Origin of the sequence: Mesorhizobium sp. M1D.F.Ca.ET.231.01.1.1, assembly GCF_003999155.2 — a bacterium.
GTDB lineage: Bacteria > Pseudomonadota > Alphaproteobacteria > Rhizobiales > Rhizobiaceae > Mesorhizobium.
The window spans coordinates 54,206-73,006 of record NZ_RZOZ02000011.1 but is presented as its reverse complement, the minus strand read 5'-3'; the positions used below and the strand labels follow the sequence as shown (position 1 = coordinate 73,006).

At 65.2% G+C, this 18,801-nt stretch carries 16 protein-coding genes and 1 other RNA gene; 6 read left to right on the top strand and 11 right to left on the bottom strand.

The annotated features are described in order from the left end of the window. The first annotated feature begins 248 nt into the window (after positions 1-248). The 3 genes from EN874_RS25065 to EN874_RS25055 are packed head-to-tail and all read left to right on the top strand — an operon-like array spanning position 249 to position 5,484. Positions 249-1,310 (top strand): efflux RND transporter periplasmic adaptor subunit, encoded by a 1,062-nt coding sequence (locus tag EN874_RS25065; protein ID WP_245513664.1) that lies wholly within the window; start codon positions 249-251, stop codon positions 1,308-1,310. Beyond that, positions 1,307-2,380: an efflux RND transporter periplasmic adaptor subunit gene (locus tag EN874_RS25060; protein WP_127427629.1), complete on the top strand. Its 1,074-nt coding sequence runs from the start codon at positions 1,307-1,309 to the stop codon at positions 2,378-2,380. Before EN874_RS25065 ends, EN874_RS25060 begins: the two co-directional genes overlap by 4 nt. Next, positions 2,380-5,484: an efflux RND transporter permease subunit gene (locus tag EN874_RS25055; protein WP_127427628.1), complete on the top strand. Its 3,105-nt coding sequence runs from the start codon at positions 2,380-2,382 to the stop codon at positions 5,482-5,484. Before EN874_RS25060 ends, EN874_RS25055 begins: the two co-directional genes overlap by 1 nt. An 87-nt stretch (positions 5,485-5,571) precedes the next feature. Here EN874_RS25055 and EN874_RS25050 read toward each other — a convergent pair whose 3' ends face one another. From EN874_RS25050 to ffs, 11 genes are all read right to left on the bottom strand, one after another. Beyond that, entirely contained in the window at positions 5,572-6,318 is a 747-nt protein-coding gene (locus EN874_RS25050; protein WP_127427627.1) for an ABC transporter ATP-binding protein, read from the bottom strand. Then, positions 6,315-7,178 carry an ABC transporter ATP-binding protein gene (locus EN874_RS25045; RefSeq protein ID WP_168247596.1) on the bottom strand — a complete coding sequence of 288 codons (864 nt, stop codon included), beginning with the start codon at positions 7,176-7,178 and terminating at the stop codon, positions 6,315-6,317. The genes EN874_RS25050 and EN874_RS25045 overlap by 4 nt, the downstream gene beginning before the upstream one ends. Next, complete coding sequence (gene nikC / locus EN874_RS25040; RefSeq protein WP_127427626.1) at positions 7,175-8,095, bottom strand: nickel transporter permease; 921 nt, start codon at positions 8,093-8,095, stop codon at positions 7,175-7,177. Before nikC ends, EN874_RS25045 begins: the two co-directional genes overlap by 4 nt. After that, on the bottom strand, positions 8,092-9,159 hold the full coding sequence (locus EN874_RS25035; RefSeq protein WP_127427625.1) for an ABC transporter permease: 1,068 nt from the start codon (positions 9,157-9,159) through the stop codon (positions 8,092-8,094). The genes nikC and EN874_RS25035 overlap by 4 nt, the downstream gene beginning before the upstream one ends. 18 nt (positions 9,160-9,177) lie before the next feature. After that, on the bottom strand, positions 9,178-10,809 hold the full coding sequence (locus EN874_RS25030; RefSeq protein ID WP_127427624.1) for an ABC transporter substrate-binding protein: 1,632 nt from the start codon (positions 10,807-10,809) through the stop codon (positions 9,178-9,180). 268 nt (positions 10,810-11,077) lie between these two features. Next, positions 11,078-12,352 (bottom strand): lytic murein transglycosylase, encoded by a 1,275-nt coding sequence (locus EN874_RS25025; RefSeq protein ID WP_127427728.1) that lies wholly within the window; start codon positions 12,350-12,352, stop codon positions 11,078-11,080. A 177-nt stretch (positions 12,353-12,529) separates the two neighbouring features. Then, positions 12,530-13,135, bottom strand: coding sequence for a recombination mediator RecR (gene recR, locus EN874_RS25020; protein WP_127427623.1), 606 nt, complete (start codon positions 13,133-13,135; stop codon positions 12,530-12,532). Positions 13,136-13,238: 103 nt separating this feature from the next. Then, complete coding sequence (locus EN874_RS25015; protein ID WP_126086053.1) at positions 13,239-14,210, bottom strand: cell wall hydrolase; 972 nt, start codon at positions 14,208-14,210, stop codon at positions 13,239-13,241. 217 nt (positions 14,211-14,427) lie between these two features. Further along, positions 14,428-14,751 carry a YbaB/EbfC family nucleoid-associated protein gene (locus EN874_RS25010; protein ID WP_071101772.1) on the bottom strand — a complete coding sequence of 108 codons (324 nt, stop codon included), beginning with the start codon at positions 14,749-14,751 and terminating at the stop codon, positions 14,428-14,430. 22 nt (positions 14,752-14,773) lie between these two features. Further along, positions 14,774-16,585 (bottom strand): DNA polymerase III subunit gamma/tau, encoded by a 1,812-nt coding sequence (locus EN874_RS25005; protein WP_127427622.1) that lies wholly within the window; start codon positions 16,583-16,585, stop codon positions 14,774-14,776. A gap of 100 nt (positions 16,586-16,685) precedes the next feature. Next, positions 16,686-16,782: signal recognition particle sRNA small type (gene ffs, locus EN874_RS25000), an RNA gene on the bottom strand. Between the two features lie 181 nt (positions 16,783-16,963). Between ffs and EN874_RS24995 the strand changes: the two genes are divergently transcribed. From EN874_RS24995 to EN874_RS24985, 3 genes are read left to right on the top strand one after another with little or no spacing between them, the layout of a single operon-like run. Beyond that, positions 16,964-17,383: an HIT family protein gene (locus EN874_RS24995; protein WP_127427621.1), complete on the top strand. Its 420-nt coding sequence runs from the start codon at positions 16,964-16,966 to the stop codon at positions 17,381-17,383. A 42-nt stretch (positions 17,384-17,425) separates the two neighbouring features. Next, complete coding sequence (nudC, locus tag EN874_RS24990) at positions 17,426-18,367, top strand: NAD(+) diphosphatase (RefSeq protein ID WP_127427620.1); 942 nt, start codon at positions 17,426-17,428, stop codon at positions 18,365-18,367. A gap of 10 nt (positions 18,368-18,377) precedes the next feature. Beyond that, complete coding sequence (locus EN874_RS24985) at positions 18,378-18,680, top strand: Dabb family protein (RefSeq protein WP_127285625.1); 303 nt, start codon at positions 18,378-18,380, stop codon at positions 18,678-18,680. The last annotated feature ends 121 nt before the right edge of the window (positions 18,681-18,801 follow it).

Sequence of the window (18,801 nt, the reverse complement as noted above, 5' to 3'; positions counted from 1 at the left end):
AAGATGGAGCGGCTCGCCGTTTCCATGAAACGGTGAACCGCTCCGGGCCGAAATCGAAGTTGGCCAAGCCGGCGATGAACGTGCGGAAATGGTTTCCTTTTTCCGCTGATCGATTATCCTCATTCTATCCGCGACGTGCCGCCGTCAGGAGCGGCTCCCGCGAGCTGAGGGGAACCATGAGCAGGAACGCGACAACGTCCGCCTTGCCGTCTTCGCCGCCCAGCCCCCCGTCTCGTTCAAACACCCTGTTGCTGCTGGCCTGTGGCGCAGCGCTGCTGACCTCAGGCTGCCAGAAGCAGCAGGCGGCGGAAAAGAAGCTGCCGGTCATGGTCACAACGCAGACGGTCGCGCTTGCCGACTATGCGCCGCGGACCTCGCTGACCGGCGTGATCGCGGCCCGCACGCTCAACAATCTGTCCTTCCGCGTCGGCGGCCGCGTTGCCGAACGGCTCGTCGATGTCGGCCAGCATGTCGACCAGGGCGCCGTGCTCGCCCGCATCGATCCGCAAGAGCAGGAATCGGACCTGCGCTCGGCGCAGGCGGATCTCGACGCCGCGCAGGCGCAACTGACCCAGGCCGCGGCCACCTACCAACGGCAAAAGACGCTGCTTTCGCAAGGTTTCACCACCCGGCGAGACTTCGACAGCGCCGACCAGACGCTGAAAGTGGCGCAAGGCAGCGTCGACGCCGCGCAAAGCGCCCTGGCCAACGCCAAGGAAAACCTCTCCTACACCGAGCTCAAGGCCGGTGCTGCAGGCGTCATCACCGCGCGCCAGGTGGAAGCCGGCCAGGTGGTGCAGGCGGCACAGACCGTCTTCACCATCGCCGAGGACGGCGACCGCGACGCCGTCTTCAACGTGCATGAGACGCTGGTTGCCAGGACACCTTCGGGGCCCGCGGTGACGATCACGCTGCTCTCCGACCCGCAGATCAGGGCGGTGGGAAAGGTGCGCGAAATCTCGCCGGCGGTCGATCCGGCTTCGGGGTCGATCAGGGTCAAGGTCGGAATACCCGACACGCCCGCCGCCATGCCGCTGGGCGCAGCCGTGATCGGCTCGGCCAGTGCCAAGCCGGTGAAAGCCGTCCTGCTGCCGTGGCAGGCATTGACGTCCAATGCCGGCAAGCCCGCCGTATGGATCGTCGATCCGTCGAGCAAGGCGGTGATGACAGTGCCGGTCGAGGTGCTCGCCTTCGATTCCGGCGTGGTCGTCGTCGACAAAGGGCTCGAGGCGGGCCAGAGCGTCGTGACCGCCGGCGGGCAGTTGCTCAGTCCCGGACAGGCGATCGAGGTGTCGGGAGTGAAGCAATGAACCGGTTGCCGCACATCGCTCCCCTGTTGATCCTCACAGCGCTTGCCGCCTGCTCACGTTCGGAAGAGAAGCCGCCGGAGGTCATCCGGCCGGTTTTGTCGGTGGTGGTCCAACCAAAGACCGTCGAGACCTTCGGTTTCGCCGGGACGGTCGAACCGCAATACAGCGCCGACCTTGCCTTCCGCCTGCTCGGCCGCGTCGTGTCGCGCGACGTCAAGGTCGGCGACCTGGTCAGCAAAGGCACGACGATCGCGGCGCTCGATCCGACGGCGCTTGAGCTCGCCCTCCAGGCATCGAAAGCGGATCTGTCGAACGCCGAGGCGCAATTCGCCAATGCAGCGGCCAGCGAGGAGCGCCAGCGCGCCCTGCTTGCCTCCGCCAACACCCCACAGTCCGTCTTCGACGCCGCGCAGCAGGCCCGGCAAGCCGCGGCCGCCGGCGTCGAGCGGGCGAATGCGGCTTTAGCCAAGTCGCAGGAGCAGTTGGGCTATGCCCGGCTGTTCTCCGACTTCGACGGCGTCGTCACGGCGGTCGGTGCCGAGGTCGGCCAAACCGTCTCGCCCGGGCAGACCGTCGTCACCGTGGCGCGCACCGATCCGCGCGAGGCAGTGGTCGACATTCCCGACCAGCTGACCGGCGATCTCAGCGTCGGCACGCCGTTCCAGATCATCCTGCAGTCGCTGCCCAGCATCACGACCGAGGCCAGGCTGCGCGAGATCGCGCCGCAGTCGGAAGGCTCGACCCGCACCCGCCGCGTGCGGCTGACGCTGACAGACCCGCCCACGGCCTTCCGGCTTGGCTCGACGATCACGGCGACGCGCATGACCAAGGTGGAGCCGACGATCGAACTGCCGATATCGGCACTGCTCGAAAAGGATGGGGCCGAAAAAGTGTGGATCGTCGATCCGCAGACCGCCAGCGTGAGCGCGCGCGAGGTCAAGATCGCCTCGAAGAATGGCGGCAGCTTCACGGTGGCGTCCGGCCTGGAGGCCGGCATGCGCGTCGTCACCGCCGGCGTCCATAGCCTCAGCGAGGGCCAGAAGGTCAAGGTGCTCGAGGGAGGCGCCTGATGAAGGGCTTCAACCTCTCCGACTGGGCGCTCAGCCACCGTTCGCTGGTCTGGTATTTCATGCTGGTCTTCGTGGTCGCCGGCATCTTCTCCTACCTAAATCTCGGCCGCGAGGAAGACCCCGCCTTCACCATCAAGACGATGCTGATCCAGGCCAACTGGCCGGGCGCCTCGGTTAACGAGACGGTGCGCCAGGTGACCGACCGCATCGAGAAGAAGCTCGAAGAGCTCGACAGCCTGGACTACACCAAATCCGTCACCACCGCCGGCAAGACCGTCATCTTCGTCAACCTGAAGGACACCACGAAGGCTCGCGATGTCGTGCCGACCTGGCTGCAGGTCCGCGACATGGTCAACGACATCTGGCCCGAGCTCCCGCAGGGCGTGCAGGGACCGTTCTTCAACGACCGCTTCGGCGACGTCTTCGGCAACATCTACGCCTTCACCGCCGACGGGCTGACGCCACGCCAGCTGCGCGACTATGTCGAGGATGTCCGCACCAAAATCCTGACCGTGCCGAACGCCGGCAAGGTCGATCTCGTCGGCGCCCAGGACGAGGCGATCTATCTCGAATTCTCTTCCCGCCAGGTCGCGGCGCTCGGCCTCAACCAGCAGCAGATCGTCGCCAGCCTGCAAGCGCAGAACGCCATAACGCCGTCGGGCGTGATCCAGTCCGGTCCCGAGCGTATCAGTGTGCGCGTCGGCGGCCAGTTCACCTCCGAGGACAGCCTGCGCGCCATCAACCTGCGCGTCAACGACCGCTTTTTCCGGCTAAGCGATGTCGCGACGATCACGCGCGGCTATGTCGATCCGCCGACGGCGCTGTTTCGCTTCAATGGCCAAGACGCCATCGGGCTTGCCATCGGCATGAAGCCGAACGCCAATCTGCTCAAGTTCGGCGAGGCGCTGCACGAGGAGATGAACAAGGTGCTGGCCGACCTGCCGGTCGGCGTCGGCGTGCATCTGGTCGCCGATCAGCCGGTGATCGTAGAGGAAGCGGTCTCCGGGTTCACGCGGGCGCTGTTCGAGGCGGTGGCGATCGTACTCGCGGTTTCCTTCATCAGCCTTGGCATGCGCGCCGGTTTCGTCGTCGCGCTGTCGATCCCGCTGGTTTTGGCCATCACCTTCACCGTCATGGCCTATCTCGGCATATCGCTGCAGCGCATTTCGCTCGGCGCGCTGATCATCGCGCTGGGCTTGCTGGTCGACGACGCCATGATCGCGGTGGAGATGATGGTGGCGCGGCTGGAGGTCGGCGACAATCTGCGCAAGGCGGCGACCTATGTCTACATCTCGACCGCGTTTCCGATGCTGACCGGAACGCTGGTGACGGTTGCCGGCTTCATTCCGATCGGCCTCAACAACAGCGCCGCAGGCGAATACACCTTCACGCTGTTCGTCGTCATTGCGGTGTCGCTCCTGGTGTCATGGATCGTTGCGGTGCTGTTCGCGCCGCTGCTCGGCGTAACCCTCCTGCCGGCAACGATGAAGGCCAAGCACCACGACCAGCCGGGGCGGTTCACATCCATGTTCCGGCGCGTGCTCGTCCTCTCGGTGCGCCGGCATTGGCTGACGATCATCGCGACCGTGCTGCTGTTCGCGGCCTCCATTGCCGGCTTCGGGCTCGTCCAGCAGCAGTTCTTCCCGCCGTCCGACAGACCGGAACTGGTCGTCGACTGGAACCTGCCGCAAAACTCGTCGATCGCCGAGACGCGCGACCAGATGGAGCGCTTCGAGCAGCGCGCGCTGGTCGGCAATCCCGATATCGATCACTTCAGTTCCTATATCGGCCAGGGCGCGGTGCGCTTCCTGCTTGCCTATGACGTGCAGCCGGCCAATCCCTATTTCGGACAGACCGTCATCGTCACCAAGAGTATCGAGGCGCGCAACCGGGTGAAGCCGGCGCTGGAAAAACTGCTGCGCGAGGAGTTCGTCGGCACCGACGCCTTCGTCAAGCTGCTCGAGCTCGGGCCGCCGGTCGGGAGGCCGGTGCAGTACCGCGTCGGCGGTCCCGATATTCAGACGGTGCGCGAGCTGGCGCAGCAATTCTCCGGAATCATCTCGGCCAATCCGAAGCTTGCCCCACCCACTTTCGACTGGAACGAGCCGCAGAGGGTGCTGCGGGTCGACGTGCTTCAGGACAAGGCGCGCCAGCTCGGCATCACCTCCTCCGACATCGCCAGCGCGCTGAACAGCACGGTCGGCGGCGCGACGATCACCCAGGTGCGCGACGCGACCTATCTGATCGATGTCGTGGCGCGCTCGCGCGAAGCGGACCGGAGCTCGATCTCGACGCTGCAGAATATGCAATTGCCGACCGGCACCGGCGAGGCGATCCCGTTGGCTGCGATCGCCAACTTCCGCTATGAGCTCGAACAGCCGACGGTCTGGCGGCGCAACCGCACCCCGACAATCACCGTGCGCGCCGGGCTGGTCGGCGACGTGCTGCCGGCGACCGTCGTCAACGAGCTCAGGCCGTCGGTCGACACCTTCATCGCCAAGCTCCCGCCTGGCTATTCGGTGCAGACCGCCGGCTCGGTCGAAGAGAGCGCAAAGAGCCAGGGACCGATTGCGGCTGTCGTGCCGCTGATGCTGTTCGTCATGGCGACGATCCTGATGGTGCAACTGCAGAGCTTCCAGCGCCTGTTCCTGGTGGTGGCGGTGGCGCCGCTCGGCTTGATCGGCGTGGTGGCCGCGCTGGCGCCCAGCGGCGCGCCGCTCGGCTTCGTCGCCATCCTCGGCGTGCTGGCGCTGATCGGCATCCTGATCCGCAACTCGGTCATCCTGATCGTGCAGATCGAAGACCTCGTCGCCGAGGGCAAGGACCGCTGGGCGGCCGTGATCGAAGCGACCGAGCACCGCATGCGTCCGATCGCGCTGACGGCGGCCGCTGCGAGTCTCGCGCTGATCCCGATCGCGCGCGAGGTGTTCTGGGGGCCGATGGCCTACGCCATGATGGGCGGCATCATCGCCGGTACCGCGATCACGCTGCTGTTCCTGCCGGCGCTTTATGTGACGTGGTTCAGGATCAAGGAGCCGAAGGACAGGGGGCAGGAGGGCGAGGCTGGCACCAGCGCAGCAGTGTCGGTGGGTGAGGCGACCTGAGGCGGCCGTGCATTTGCCTTCGATGCAGAAATTCGAAGGCCGGCAGGACAGTGGGCGGGCGAAGGAATCGACTTCGATAACCAGGCGTTACGCCCTCACAAACCCCTCGCTCGCTCTGAGCAAGTTGCGCGTATAGTCCTCGCTGACGCGATGGCCGATCAGCTGGCTCGCGGTCAGCGTTTCCACCGCCTCGCCGTTCTGCATCACCATCAGCCGCTCGCACATGTGGGTGATGATGGCGAGGTCGTGGCTGACCATCAGGAAGGTGAGCTTGCGCCGTCGCCGCAGCTCTTCGAGCAGGTTCAGCACCTCCGCCTGCACGGACGCGTCGAGCGCCGAGGTCGGCTCGTCGAGCAAAAGGATCGAGGGTTCGAGGATCAGCGCGCGGGCAATCGCCACGCGCTGGCGCTGGCCGCCCGACAATTGGTGCGCGTAGCGGAAGCGGAAGCCGTTGCCGAGGCCGACCTCGTCAAGCGCGCGCTCGATGCGTTTCTCGCCGTCGGCGATGCCGTGGATGGCCAAAGGCTCCTGCAGCAGACGATCGACGGTCTGGCGCGGATGCAGCGAGCCGTACGGATCCTGGAAGACCATCTGCACGTCGCGGTAGAAGGCCTTGTCGCGGGTCTTGCCGAGTGCCTTGCCGTTGACGGTGATGGTGCCGGAAGAGACGGGCGCCAGCCCGGTGATTGCCTTGAGCAACGTCGACTTGCCGGAGCCGCTTTCGCCGACCAGCCCGTAGGACTCGCCTTCCCTGACTTCGAGGTCGACACCCTTCAGCGCGCGGAAGCGGTCGAAGACCACCTCCAGCCCTTCCACGGAAAGCGCCGCCGTCATGCCGCCCACTCCGGCTTGCGGTCGAGCACCGGCAGCGGATGACGCTCGAAGCCGATCCTCGGCATGCAGTTGAGCAGGCCGCGCGTGTAGGGATGGCGGGCATCGCGCAGCTCGGAGGCCTTGAGCTGCTCGACCACCTTGCCGGCATACATGACGACGACGCGGTCGCAGAAGGAGGAGACGAGCCGCAGATCGTGCGAGATGAAGATCAGCCCCATGCCGCGCTCGGCGACCAGCTTGTCGAGGATGTTCAGCACGTCGAGCTGCACGGTGACGTCGAGCGCCGAGGTCGGCTCGTCAGCAATCATCAGCTCCGGTCCGGCGATCAGCATCATGGCGATCATGGCGCGTTGGCCCATGCCGCCCGAGACCTCATGCGGGTGAAGGTCGAAGACGCGGGCCGGATCGCGGATCTGCACTGCCCGCAGCATCTCCAGCGCCCGCTCGCGCGCCTCGGCCTTGGAGACCTTTTCGTGCGTGCGCAACGTCTCGACGATCTGGCGGCCGATGGTCATCACCGGGTCGAGCGAGTATTTCGGATCCTGCAGGATCATGGCGATGCGGTTTCCCCGCAGCGCCCGGCGTTGGCGCGGCGAAACGGCAAGCAGATCAATGCCGTCGAAGCTGAGCTTCTTCGCCGACACCTCGGCCTGCGGCGGGGTCAGGCCCATGATGGCGCGGCCGGTCTGCGACTTGCCGGATCCGCTTTCGCCGACGATGCCCAGCCGCTCGCGGCCAAGCGAGAACGAGACGCCGCGCACCGCCTGCACGATGCCGGTGCGGGTCGGGAAGGTGACGCGCAGATCGTCGACTTCGAGCAGCGCGCCTTTTGCCTGCTTGTCCGGATTGCCGCTGCTCACTGGTCGCCGCTCCGTGGGTCGAGCGCGTCGCGCAGGCCGTCGCCGAGCAGGTTGAAGCCGAGGCTGACGATGAGGATGGCGGCACCCGGTGCCGCCGCTACCCACCACTGGTCGAGGATGAAGCGGCGGCCCGAAGCGATCATCGCGCCCCATTCGGGCAGCGGCGGCTGCGCGCCGAGGCCGAGGAAGCCGAGGCCGGCGGCCGTGAGGATGATGCCCGCCATGTCGAGCGTCACCCGGATGATCAGCGAGGAGATGCAGAGTGGCATGATGTGGCGCAGCACGATGCGGAAGGGCGAGGCGCCCATCAGTTGCACCGCCTTGATGTAGTCGGAGTTGCGCACCGTCAGCGTCTCGGCGCGGGCGATGCGCGCATAGGGCGGCCAGGAGGTGATGGCGATCGCCAGCACCGCATTCTCGATGCCGGGCCCGAGCGCCGCGACGAAGGCGAGCGCCAGCACCAGCTTCGGGAAGGCGAGGAAGATGTCGGTGATGCGCATCAGGATGGCATCCGTCCAGCCGCCGGCATAGCCGGCGACGGTGCCGACCAGCAGACCGATGGGGGCGGCGATGACGGCCACGAGAACCACCACGTAAAGCGTCCAGCGCGATCCGTAGACGATGCGCGAGTAGATATCGCGGCCGAGGTCGTCGGTGCCGAACCAATGCGCGGCGCCAGGCGGAAGCAGGCGCGCGTTCTTCAGGTCACCCACGGTCGGCGAATATGGCGCCAGCACGCCGGCAAGGGCGGCAACCACCACCAAGGCGAGGATGATGAGCAAACCAATGAAGGCCAGCCGATTGGCCGAGAAGCGCCGCCAGGCGACATAGGCGCGGCCGAGCCTTGCCTGCATGCGCGAAGCCGGCCTCTCGCTGAGCAGCCACTCGCGCCGGCTCTGGACGACCTCTGCGCTCATCGGATCTTCGTCCTCGGATCGAGAAGCTGGTAGAGCAGGTCGGACAGAAGGTTGATGCCGATGAACACCGAGCCGATGATGATGGTGCCGCCGAGCACCGCGTTCATGTCGGCGTTCTGCAGCGAATTGGTGATGTAGAGGCCGATGCCCGGCCAGGAGAAGACGGTTTCGGTCAGCACCGAGCCTTCGAGCAGGCTGGCATAGGAAAGCGCGATGACCGTCACCATCGGCACCGCGGCGTTGCGCAGCGCGTGGCCCCAGATGATGCGGCGCTCCGACAAGCCCTTGGCGCGCGCGGCGACGATATATTCCTGCGCCAGCTCGTTCAGCATGAAGGAGCGCGTCATGCGGCTGATATAGGCAAGCGCGAAATAGCCGAGCAGCGAGGCCGGCAGGATGATGTGGCGCCAGGCGTCGTAGAAGACGTCCCACTGCCCCTGCATGGCCGCGTCGAGCAGGTAGAAACCGGTGATCGGCGTGAAAGTGTATTCGTAGACGACATCGAGCCGCGCCGGGAAGGCGACCCATTGCAGCTTGGCGTAGAACAGGACGAGGCCGAGCAGCCCCAGCCAGAAGATCGGCACGGAATAGCCGATCAGGCCGATGATGCGCACGATCTGGTCGATGAGGCTGCCGCGCCGCACCGCCGCCAGCACGCCGAGCGGAACGCCGATGACGGCGCCGATGATCGTGCCCAGCGTGGCGAGCTCGATGGTCGCCGGGAAGACGCGGCGGATGTCGGACATCACCGGGTTGGTGGTCAGCACCGAGGTGCCGAAATCGCCGTTGAGCGCACTTTTCACATAGATGTAGAACTGTTCGATCAGGGGCAGGTCGAGCCCCATCTCGCGGCGCGTGCGCTCGACGACGGCCGTGGGCGCCCGGTCGCCGAGCACGGCCAGCACCGGATCGATCGGGATGACGCGGCCGATGAAGAAGGTCACCGCGAGAAGACCGAGATAGGTCGTCACCGCGATGACCAGGAAGCGGCCGATCGACGACAAAATGGCGACGGCGCGGGCGCTGCCGCGCCCGGCCGCCGCCTGGTTCTCAGCTACGCTCACGCGGCGCGCCCGAAAACGCTATTCCTTCGAGACCGCCCCGACGAAGTTGGTGTCGAAGCTCGGTCCGAGCGCGAAGCCCTTGAGGTTCTTGCGCAGGCCGGCCACTTCGAGCTGCTGGTGGATGATGACGAAGGGGCTGGTGTCGAGGATCTTCTTCTGCAGATCCTTGTACATGTCGGCGCGCTTGGCCGAATCCTTTTCCAGCAGCGCCGCCTCGGTCTGCTTGGTCAGGTCCGGAATGTCCCAGGCATTGCGCCAGGCCAGGGTCTTGATCTTGGCGGCGTCGGAATTGTCCGGGTTGGAGGCGAAGGTCTGGGCATTGGAGTTCGGATCGAAATAATCCTGACCCCAGTTGCCGATATAGATGTCGTGGTTGCGGGCGCGATACTTGGTCAGCGTCTGCTTGCCGTCGCCCGGAATGATCTCCAGCTTGATGCCGACCTGGCCCAGCGTCTGCTGGATCGATTCGGCCATGCCCGTCTCAGGCTGTTTGCTGCGCACATCCATGGTCACCTTGAAGCCGTCCGCGAGGCCGGCCTTGGCCAGAAGTTCCTTCGCCTTGGCGACGTCGAGCTTGAAGGGATTCTCGTCGATGGCGCCGAGGTCGCCCTTGGGCAGGAAGGACTGGTGGATCTCGCCGATGCCCTTGAGGATCGTCGAACTCAGCGCGTCATAGTCGACCAGGTATTTGAACGCCTGGCGAACCTCCGGCTTGGCGAGGTTCGGGTTCTTCTGGTTGAGGCTGATGTAATAGACCGTGCCCTTCGGCGCGCTGGTGGTGGTGAGATCGGCGTTCTTGGCGATGGCGTCGAGGTCGTTCGGCTCGAGGTTGCGGGCAACGTCGATATCGCCGGCTTCGAGCGCCAGGCGCTGCGCCGAGCTTTCCTTCATGAAGCGGTAGATGACGCGGGCGAGCTTGGCCTTTTCGCCGTTATAACTGTCGTTGCGTTCCAGGACGACGACTTCATTGGCACGCCATTCGCGCAGCTTGTACTGACCGGAGCCGGCATAGCCGGTCTTCAGCCAGGCGTTGCCAAAGTCATTGTCCCATTTGTAGTCGGCGCTCGGCGTGACGGCCGCGACATGTTCCTTGACCAGCTTGCTGTCGACGACCGAAGCGACGGTGGCCGACAGGCAGTTGAGCACGAAGCTCGGCGCATAGGCCTTGTCGACGACGAACTGGAAGGTGGTGTCGTCAACCGCCTTGGCCTTCTCGGTGACGTTGTCGCCGCTGATGCCCAACTGGTTGATGATGAAGGCCGGGCTCTTGTCGAGCTTGATGGCGCGCTCGAAGGAATAGGCGACGTCGGCCGCGGTGATCGGATTGCCGGAAGCGAACTTCATGCCGGGCTTGAGCTTGAAGGTGTAGGTCAGGCCGTCGTCGGAAACAGTCCAGCTCTCGGCGAGATCGCCCTTGACCTTGGAGGTGTCGCTGAGGTCGAGGCGGACCAGGAGATCGTAGGTATTGCCGGTGACTTCGGCCGTCGACAGCTCGAACGCCTCGCCCGGATCCATCGTGATGATATCGTCGAAGGCGAAGCCTTCGACCAGCGTGTCGGCAGGCGTGACCGCGAAGGCGGGCGCTGCCAGCAGCGCAGACATCGCCACACCCGCAAGCAAGCTACGGAGAGCAAACTTTTCCAGCATCATAATGATCGTTCCCTGTTTTGTTGACCTGAGTTCCCGGCTCAGGGCCGCATTATTCTTTGCGAAGCCGACGGCGGCTTGGACCACTTACCGTCGTGGTTTTTGTCCAGTTGGTCAACACCCTATCGGCAGCGTTCGAACCGGCAACGCGCATTTTGCGAAACAGCCTATTGGGCCAGAATGGGCCGCCACAGGCCAACCCTTGCGCCGGCTAATCGAGGCTTCCAATCGGGAAAAATCCGCCAAACTTTTGACGCTCGGAAGTCGCCCGTCATTTCAGCTGCGCAACCAGGCTCGCGTCGGGAAAGCAGGTCGCCGCCTTGCCGTTCTTCGCCTGCCAGACGCCGATCGAACGGCGCGTCTTGAAGCCGGGCAAGCCGTCGGCGCTGCCGACATCGTAGCCCTTCGCCTCCAGCGCCCGCTGCAACGCCGCGATATCGGACCGGTGGAGATCGCCGACCGGCCCCCAGGCGCCGGCGAAGGTGCCGTCGCCCTTTGCAATGCGGTCTGCGGCGTGGCCGATGAACAGCGCGTAGAGGTCGCTGGTGTTGTATTCCTTCAGCACATAGAAGTTCGGCGTGACGATGAAGGCCGGACCGCTGCGCCCGGCCGGCATCAGGAAGAAGCCTTCGGCTTTCAGTTCGCTGGCCTGGAACGCCTTGCCGTCGGCGCGCCTGATGCCCATCGCCACCCAGTCGGAAATCTTCCTGCCCTGGTCGGGTCCTTCGAGCGCGCAGGAGACATTTGCCGGCGCGATCACCTCGGTCCCCCAGCCGCGGCCCCTCACCCAGCCATAGTGGACGAGATAGTTGGCGATCGAGGCGAGCACGTCAGGGGTCGAATTCCAGATGTCGGGGCGGCCGTCGCCGTCGAAGTCGACGGCATGTTTGAGGAAAGACGTCGGCATGAATTGCGGCTGGCCGAGCGCGCCGGCCCAGGACGATTTCATCGCGTTGACCGGGGCAAGCCCCCGCTCGACGATCTCCAGCGCCGCCAGCACCTCGGTGCGGAAGAAATCCTTTTTCGTCGACATGAACGCCTTGGTGCCCAGCACCTCGAAGGCATCGTAAGGCAGCTTGGCGGCGCCGAAGCCGGTCTCGCGGCCCCAGATCGCCAGCACTATGTCGCCGGGCACGCCGTAGCGCTTCTCGATCAGTCCGAGCACACGGGCGTTGGCGCTCTCGCGCGACCGTCCGCCGGTGGTGACAGGGCGGATGATCTTCTCAGCGAAATAATTGGCCGGCGGGCCGAACTCCGCCTGGTGCTGCTTCCCAGGCGTCGTCGGCTTCTCGCCGGGCATGACGAGATCCGGCAATTTCAGATTCGGCTTCACGCCGAGAAAGGCGGCGTCGAAGGTCTTTTTCGATATGCCTTTGGCCTTGGCCTCGGGCCACAGGTCCGTCTGCAGCCAGGCCTGGAACTGGTTGTCGATGGACGCGGCGGAGGCGGGGGTGGTGAGGAGGACGACAAGCGCTGCGAGGAAGGAAAGTAGGGCCAATCTGAGAGGTTTGCGTTCCTTCGCGCCCCCCTCTGTCCTGCCGGACATCTCCCCCACAAGGGGGGAGATTGGCTGTTTCGGCGCCCCGTCTCTTCCTGCGACGTTGAAGATTGGCGAAAGTCGGCGTGACATCTGATCTCCCCCCAAGTGGGGGAGATGTCCGGCAGGACAGAGGGGGGCGCGAAGGAATGCCGTCATATCCAGGCTAACCCCCCTCCAAATCCCTCAAAACGCCGTCCTCGATCGCAGCGCCGCGGCAAGCGTGCCTTCGTCGAGATAATCGAGTTCGCCGCCGACCGGCACGCCATGCGCGAGCCGCGTCACCTTGACGTCGAAGCCCGAGAGCTGGTCGGTCAGGTAATGCGCCGTGGTCTGGCCCTCGACCGTGGCGTTGACGGCGAGGATCACCTCCTTCACCTCGCCGCCGGCGACACGGTCGACCAGCGAGCGGATGTTGAGCTGTTCCGGGCCAATGCCGTCGAGCGGCGACAGCGTGCCGCCGAGCACGTGATAGCGCACGTTCATGGCGGCGGCGCGCTCCAGCGCCCAAAGGTCGGAAACGTCCTCGACGACGATGAGCGTGCCGGCGTCGCGGCGCGGATCGGTGCAAATCATGCAGGGATCGGAGGTGTCGACATTGCCGCAGGTCGAGCAGATGCGCACCTTGTCGACCGCCTCGCCCATCGCGGCAGCGAGGGGCTGCAGCAACTGTTCCTTCTTCTTGATCAGATGGAGGGCCGCGCGCCTGGCCGAACGCGGTCCGAGCCCCGGCACCTTGGCCAGGAGCTGGATCAGGCGTTCGATCTCTGGACCGGCGATTCGTTTCGACATCGCTCTGATTTAGGATTTTTCAGAGCGGTTTGGAACAGCCCGCAATGGCGCACGACCCGCCCTGCTGCCATGGCGGGTCGTTGAAGAGGTTGGCCCGGTAGGCTCAGAGCGGCCGGTTCTGGCTGACGATCAGCGCGCCGATGGCGTCGGTGTTCTCAGGTGTCGACTGGAACCCCATCGCCGCTTCCTGCGGCGCGCTCGGAACGGAGGTGATGTAGCGGCCCTTCAAGGTGCCGCCGAAGCGGGACGCGTCCGGCTCTTCCATCGGCTCCTGCATCGCCACCACCGTCGGCTTCGCCGTGACTCGGCCGGACTTCTGCGCCGGCGCGATGGAGGCCGTCACATAGGTCTGCTCGGCCGGAACGGTCGCGGTCCTGGGCGCAGCCACCGCCGCGGTCATCGCTGCCTGCTTGGCCGGATCGGCATGGACGATGGTCTTGACCACCGGTTCGGCGGAAGCGACGAGCACGGGAGCGGCAGGGTCGATCTTCTGCGACTTGCCGGAGGCCATGGCGACCATGGGCTCATCGGGCAGCGGCTGCCAGTTGCGGCCGCGCTTCTCGTAGAAGGCGTTGCCGCCGGCCACCATCGTGTAGTGCATGTTGTTGTAGGGGAAGCGCAGGCCGGCGGTATGGAAGAACATCGTGTTCTTGAGCTTGGACTTGCGCTCGCCCTTGAGCACCGCCTCGGCGGCTTCCTCGACATCGGGCAGCGCCCTCGAATTCATCGGCCGCGTCAGCACGCCAGGAGCGAACTGACCCCTCTCGCCGACGACCTCGCAAATGGTGTTGCCGTGCTGGCCGGAACGCAGCCGGTTCATGACGACGGTGCCGACCGCGATCATGCCGTCGCGGCTCGACCGGTTGGACTCGAAGAACATCGCCCTTTGCAGGCATTCCTTGTCCTTCATCGAGTATTTGTAGGAGCGCGAGCTGAGGAAGCTCGGCGTGACGGCGTCGGTCAGGCTCGCCATCGACATGCCGTGCGAAGCGGTCTGGCTGCAGCCGGCCAGGAGCAAGGGGGAAGCGGCGATGCCGATAAGCAGCAGCGGCGTCTTCCATCGCGTCGCGATCAACAAAAAAGCCTCATTTCCAGATGCCAGCCCGCCCCGAGATGTGGCAAGAATGAGACTCTTTCAGGCAAAAAGATGGCTAGATGGTTAGCAACCTCTGGACTTGGGTAAAACTTTATGAATGTCGCGAAATGAGCCCGTGAGCAACGCCGGCAAAATGGTTAATATTGCGGCCCGAGCTCGATTTTCGTTCATAATCAATTAACTGGCGGCAGCCGCCTCAGAACGGCAATTTCATTCCGGGCGGTATAGGCAGGCCCGCCGTCAACGCCTTGGTCTTTTCCTGCATGACCTGCTCGACCTTATTTTTGGCGTCATTGTGAGCGGCCAAAAGCAGGTCTTCGAGGATCTCGACCTCGTCGTCCTTGAGGAGCGAAGGATCGATCTTCAGCGCCTTCATCTCGAACTTGCCGGTCAGGGTGACGCTGACCAGGCCGCCGCCCGCCTGTCCGGTGGCTTCGAGCGTCGCGATCTCGTCCTGCATGGCCTGGAACTTGGCCTGCATTTCCTTCGCCTTGCCCATCAGGCCGAGAAGATCCTTCATCGCAAACGTCCTTTTTGTTTCTTCAGATTTCTTCGTCGTCGGCCGACGGCTCGACCGGCAGGTCGGCATCGGCCTCTTCCGCTTCCGGCACCTCCGGAATGCGCACGTCGATGATCTTGGCGCCCGGGAAGCGGGCGAGGATGGCGGCGACCGTCGGGTCGCTCCTGGCATCGGAGAAGGCGTTCTCGCGCTTCGTCGTCTCCATCTCGGCCAGCGTCTGGCCGCCCTCTTCCTTCGACAGCGAGACCAGCCAGTTGCGCCCGGTCCAGGCGCGCAGCTTCGCGGTCAGGTCGTTGAGCAGCATCTTGGGCGCATCGTCGGTCAGGCTGACGTCGATGCGGCCAGCTTCGATACGCACCGGCCGCACGCAGCGCTTCAAAATCACCTTGAAGGCGATGTCGCGGTTGGCGTCGGCAAGGGCCGCGATATCGGCCAGCGACTTCACCGGAACGGCGGGCGTCTCGACGACCGGCTCAGGCGCCGGAACGAAGGCGGCGGGCACGGGCTCAGCCTCGACCAGCCGCATGGTCTGCGCGCCGCCGGTGGAGGCCGGCATCCTGGCCTGCGCCACGGCGCTCGCGCCGGCGCCATTGCCGGCCGGCGCTCCGTTGGCGCGCGGCGCGCCGTTTGGCACAGGCGCGGCGCCTTCCAGCGATTTCAGCGCCTCGTCCAGCGTCGGCAGGTCGGCGGCATGCGCCAGCCGGATCAGCACCATCTCGCCGGCGCTGACCGGGCGGTTGGAGGACTGCACCTCCGGAATGCCCTTGAGCAGCATCTGCCAGGTCCGCGACAGCACGCGCACGGAAAGCGCGCTCGCGAATTCGGCGCCGCGCTGGCGCTCGTCCTCGGAGAGCGAGGCATCGTCTGCGGCGGCAGGCACGAAGCGCAGCCGGGTGACGAGGTGGTTGAATTCCGCCAGATCGGTGAGCACTGCGGCCGGATCGGCGCCGGTGTCGTATTGCGCGCGGAATTCGGCCAGGGCCGCCGCCACATCGCCCTTCATGACATGCTCGAACAGGTCGATGATGCGGGCGCGGTCGGCGAGCCCCAGCATGGCGCGCACCGCCTCGGCGCTGACCGCGCCGCTGCCGTGGGCGATCGCCTGGTCGAGGATGGAGAGCGAATCGCGCGCCGAGCCTTCGGCGGCGCGGGCGATCATCGCCAGGGCCTCATCGTCGACGGAAATGCCTTCCTTGGCGGCGATCGAGGAAAGATGCGCGACAAGCGCGCCGGCGTCGATGCGCCTCAGATCGAAGCGCTGGCAGCGCGACAGGACCGTGATCGGCACCTTGCGGATCTCGGTGGTGGCGAAGATGAATTTGACATGCGGTGGCGGCTCTTCCAGCGTCTTCAACAGGCCGTTGAAGGCCTGGGTGGAGAGCATGTGCACTTCGTCGATGATGTAGACCTTGTAGCGCGCCGAGACCGGCGCATAGCGGACACGGTCGATGATGTCCCTGATGTCGTCGATGCCGGTGTGGGAGGCGGCGTCCATCTCGATGACGTCGACATGGCGGCCTTCCATGATCGCCTGGCAGTGCTCGCCGGGCACGGACAGATCGACCGAGGGCTGGTCGACGGTGGCGGTCTTGTAGTTGAGCGCCCGCGCCAGGATGCGCGCCGTCGTCGTCTTGCCGACGCCGCGCACGCCGGTCAGCATCCAGGCCTGGGCGATGCGGCCGGTGGCGAAGGCGTTGGTCAGCGTGCGGACCATCGGCTCCTGGCCGATCAGCTCGGAGAAATTCGAGGGGCGATATTTGCGCGCCAGCACGCGATAGGCGCCGGCCTTTTCCGTCTCCGGATTCTTTGGCCCCAAATTTCCGGCTTCGCTCATTCGCCGTCAAAAGCTCCAAGGACTGCAGGCGGCCGATTCCTGCCCATAGTCTCGCCCGCACGGCTCGGCGCCGTCAATGTCGCGGGAGAAAGGCGAAGAGGCGGGAGGCTGGAACAATGACCCGTTCCGGGCTCGTTAGGGCTGCTTCCTTCCGGACCTGACCCGGTTGGCGAGTGGATCGTCCACCACCAACCTCCCGCGCTCCATATCGGCAATTCAGCGGCGAAATGCAAGGGTGGAGGTGAACGACCACCCCGCCCATGCGCCAGAGACGACCTTCAAATCCGCAGTAGCGGCCAATGATTCGCTTGCAGCCATCTTGCCGCCGCTCTAGCGTTCCCCGGTTTGGAAAAGACCACAAAAGCGAAGGAAACGCCCATGCTGCCTGGCCTCAAGGCCGGATTCACGCTGGACGCCCGATTGGAGGCGGACAGTGAGCAGCTGATGTGGCTTGGCCTCTGCGAGCTTCGGCTGATGAACGATCGCCGCTGGCCGTGGCTGGTGCTGGTGCCGCAGCGGCCGGGGATCGAGGAATTGCACGAGCTGACACCGCTCGACCAGACGATGCTGACCTTCGAGACCAATATGGTGGCGCAGGCGCTGAAGCGCGTGACCGGCTGCACCAAGATCAACACTGGCGCTTTGGGCAACATCGTGCGCCAGCTGCATGTCCATGTCATCGCCCGCACCGAAGGCGATCCCGGCTGGCCGGGGCCGGTCTGGGGGTACGGCATGCGCGAGCCCTATCAGCGCCCCGAGATCCGACGGTTTGCCGAAACGATCAAGGCAGCGCTATAAGTCCCAAGTCTCCCAACCCTTGAGTCCCCGGTTCCGAATCCCATGAGCTTCCGCCTGTTTGACGCGCCCTTGCGCGAGCCAAGTCAGTTCGTCGGCTTCGCCGGCAACCAGATCGACCGGCAATCGGAAAACCGCGCCGACGACGCAGTCGAGAAGGCGCTTGCCGAGCGATCGGCGCGGCTGATGCTGATGCATGGCGGCAGGCTTTATCTGAAGCTCGCCGACGGCAGCTTCGACCCATGGTTCGAGGCGGCGGAAAGCCAGGCCTTCGAGGCTTCGCTCGACCGCGGCGTGCTGCTCGGCCTTTCCGAAAATGGCCCGGTGCTTGCCGTGCCTGCGGGCATCGAGCCGGAAAACCTGCCGGAAACGGTAAAGGCGATCGATTACCGCTCCGTCTACATGCAGGGGCTGATCGACGAAGCGGCGGCAGGCGCGCTGGCGCAAGGGGCGGCGCTGCTCGCCTGGCATGCCAGCCATGGCTTCTGCTCGAAATGCGGCAATCGCTCGGAAATGCGCGCCGGCGGCTACAGGCGCCATTGTCCGGCCTGCGGCACCGAGCATTTCCCGCGCACCGACCCGGTGGCGATCATGCTGACGGTGACGCGCGACAAATGCCTGCTCGGGCGCGGCCGGCATTTCGGGCCGGGCATGTATTCGGCCCTTGCCGGCTTCATCGAGCCCGGCGAGACGATCGAGGCCGCGGTGCGCCGCGAGACGCTGGAAGAGGCCGGGATCCGGCTCGGCCGCGTCGTCTACCATGCCAGCCAGCCCTGGCCGTTCCCCTATTCGCTGATGATCGGCTGCTTCGGCGAGCCGCTCAACGAGGATATCCAGGCAGATCTCAACGAGCTCGAGGACTGCCGCTGGTTCTTCCGCGACGAGGTGCGCTCGATGCTCGACAGGACGCATGCCGATGGCTTGATCACGCCGCCCAACGGGGCTATCGCGCATCACCTCATCCGCGCCTGGGTCGACAGCGAATAGGAGCAGAAGAATGATCCGTCACACCGTCGTGTTCACGCTGAAGCATCCCTTGCAGTCGCTGGAAACGAAGCGCTTCCTGCACGACGCCAAAAAGATCCTCACCGGGATCAAGGGCGTCACGCATTTCGAGCAGTTGCGGCAGGTGAGCCCGAAGAACGACTATCAGTTCGGCTTCTCGATGGAGTTCGCCGACCAGGCCGCCTACACCAGGTACAACGAACACCCAGACCATGTCGCCTTCGTCCGCGACCGCTGGGTGCCCGAGGTCGAGAAATTTCTCGAAATCGACTATGTCCCGCTCGGCTTTGGGTGAGATTGGGTCGAACGCCGACGTCTGAGATTGGCGACGACCTTCGTGGGTTCGTCATTCCAGGGCGGAGCGACGCGAAGCGGAGCGCAGACCCTGGAATCCATGCCGTTACCTCAATCGAGGG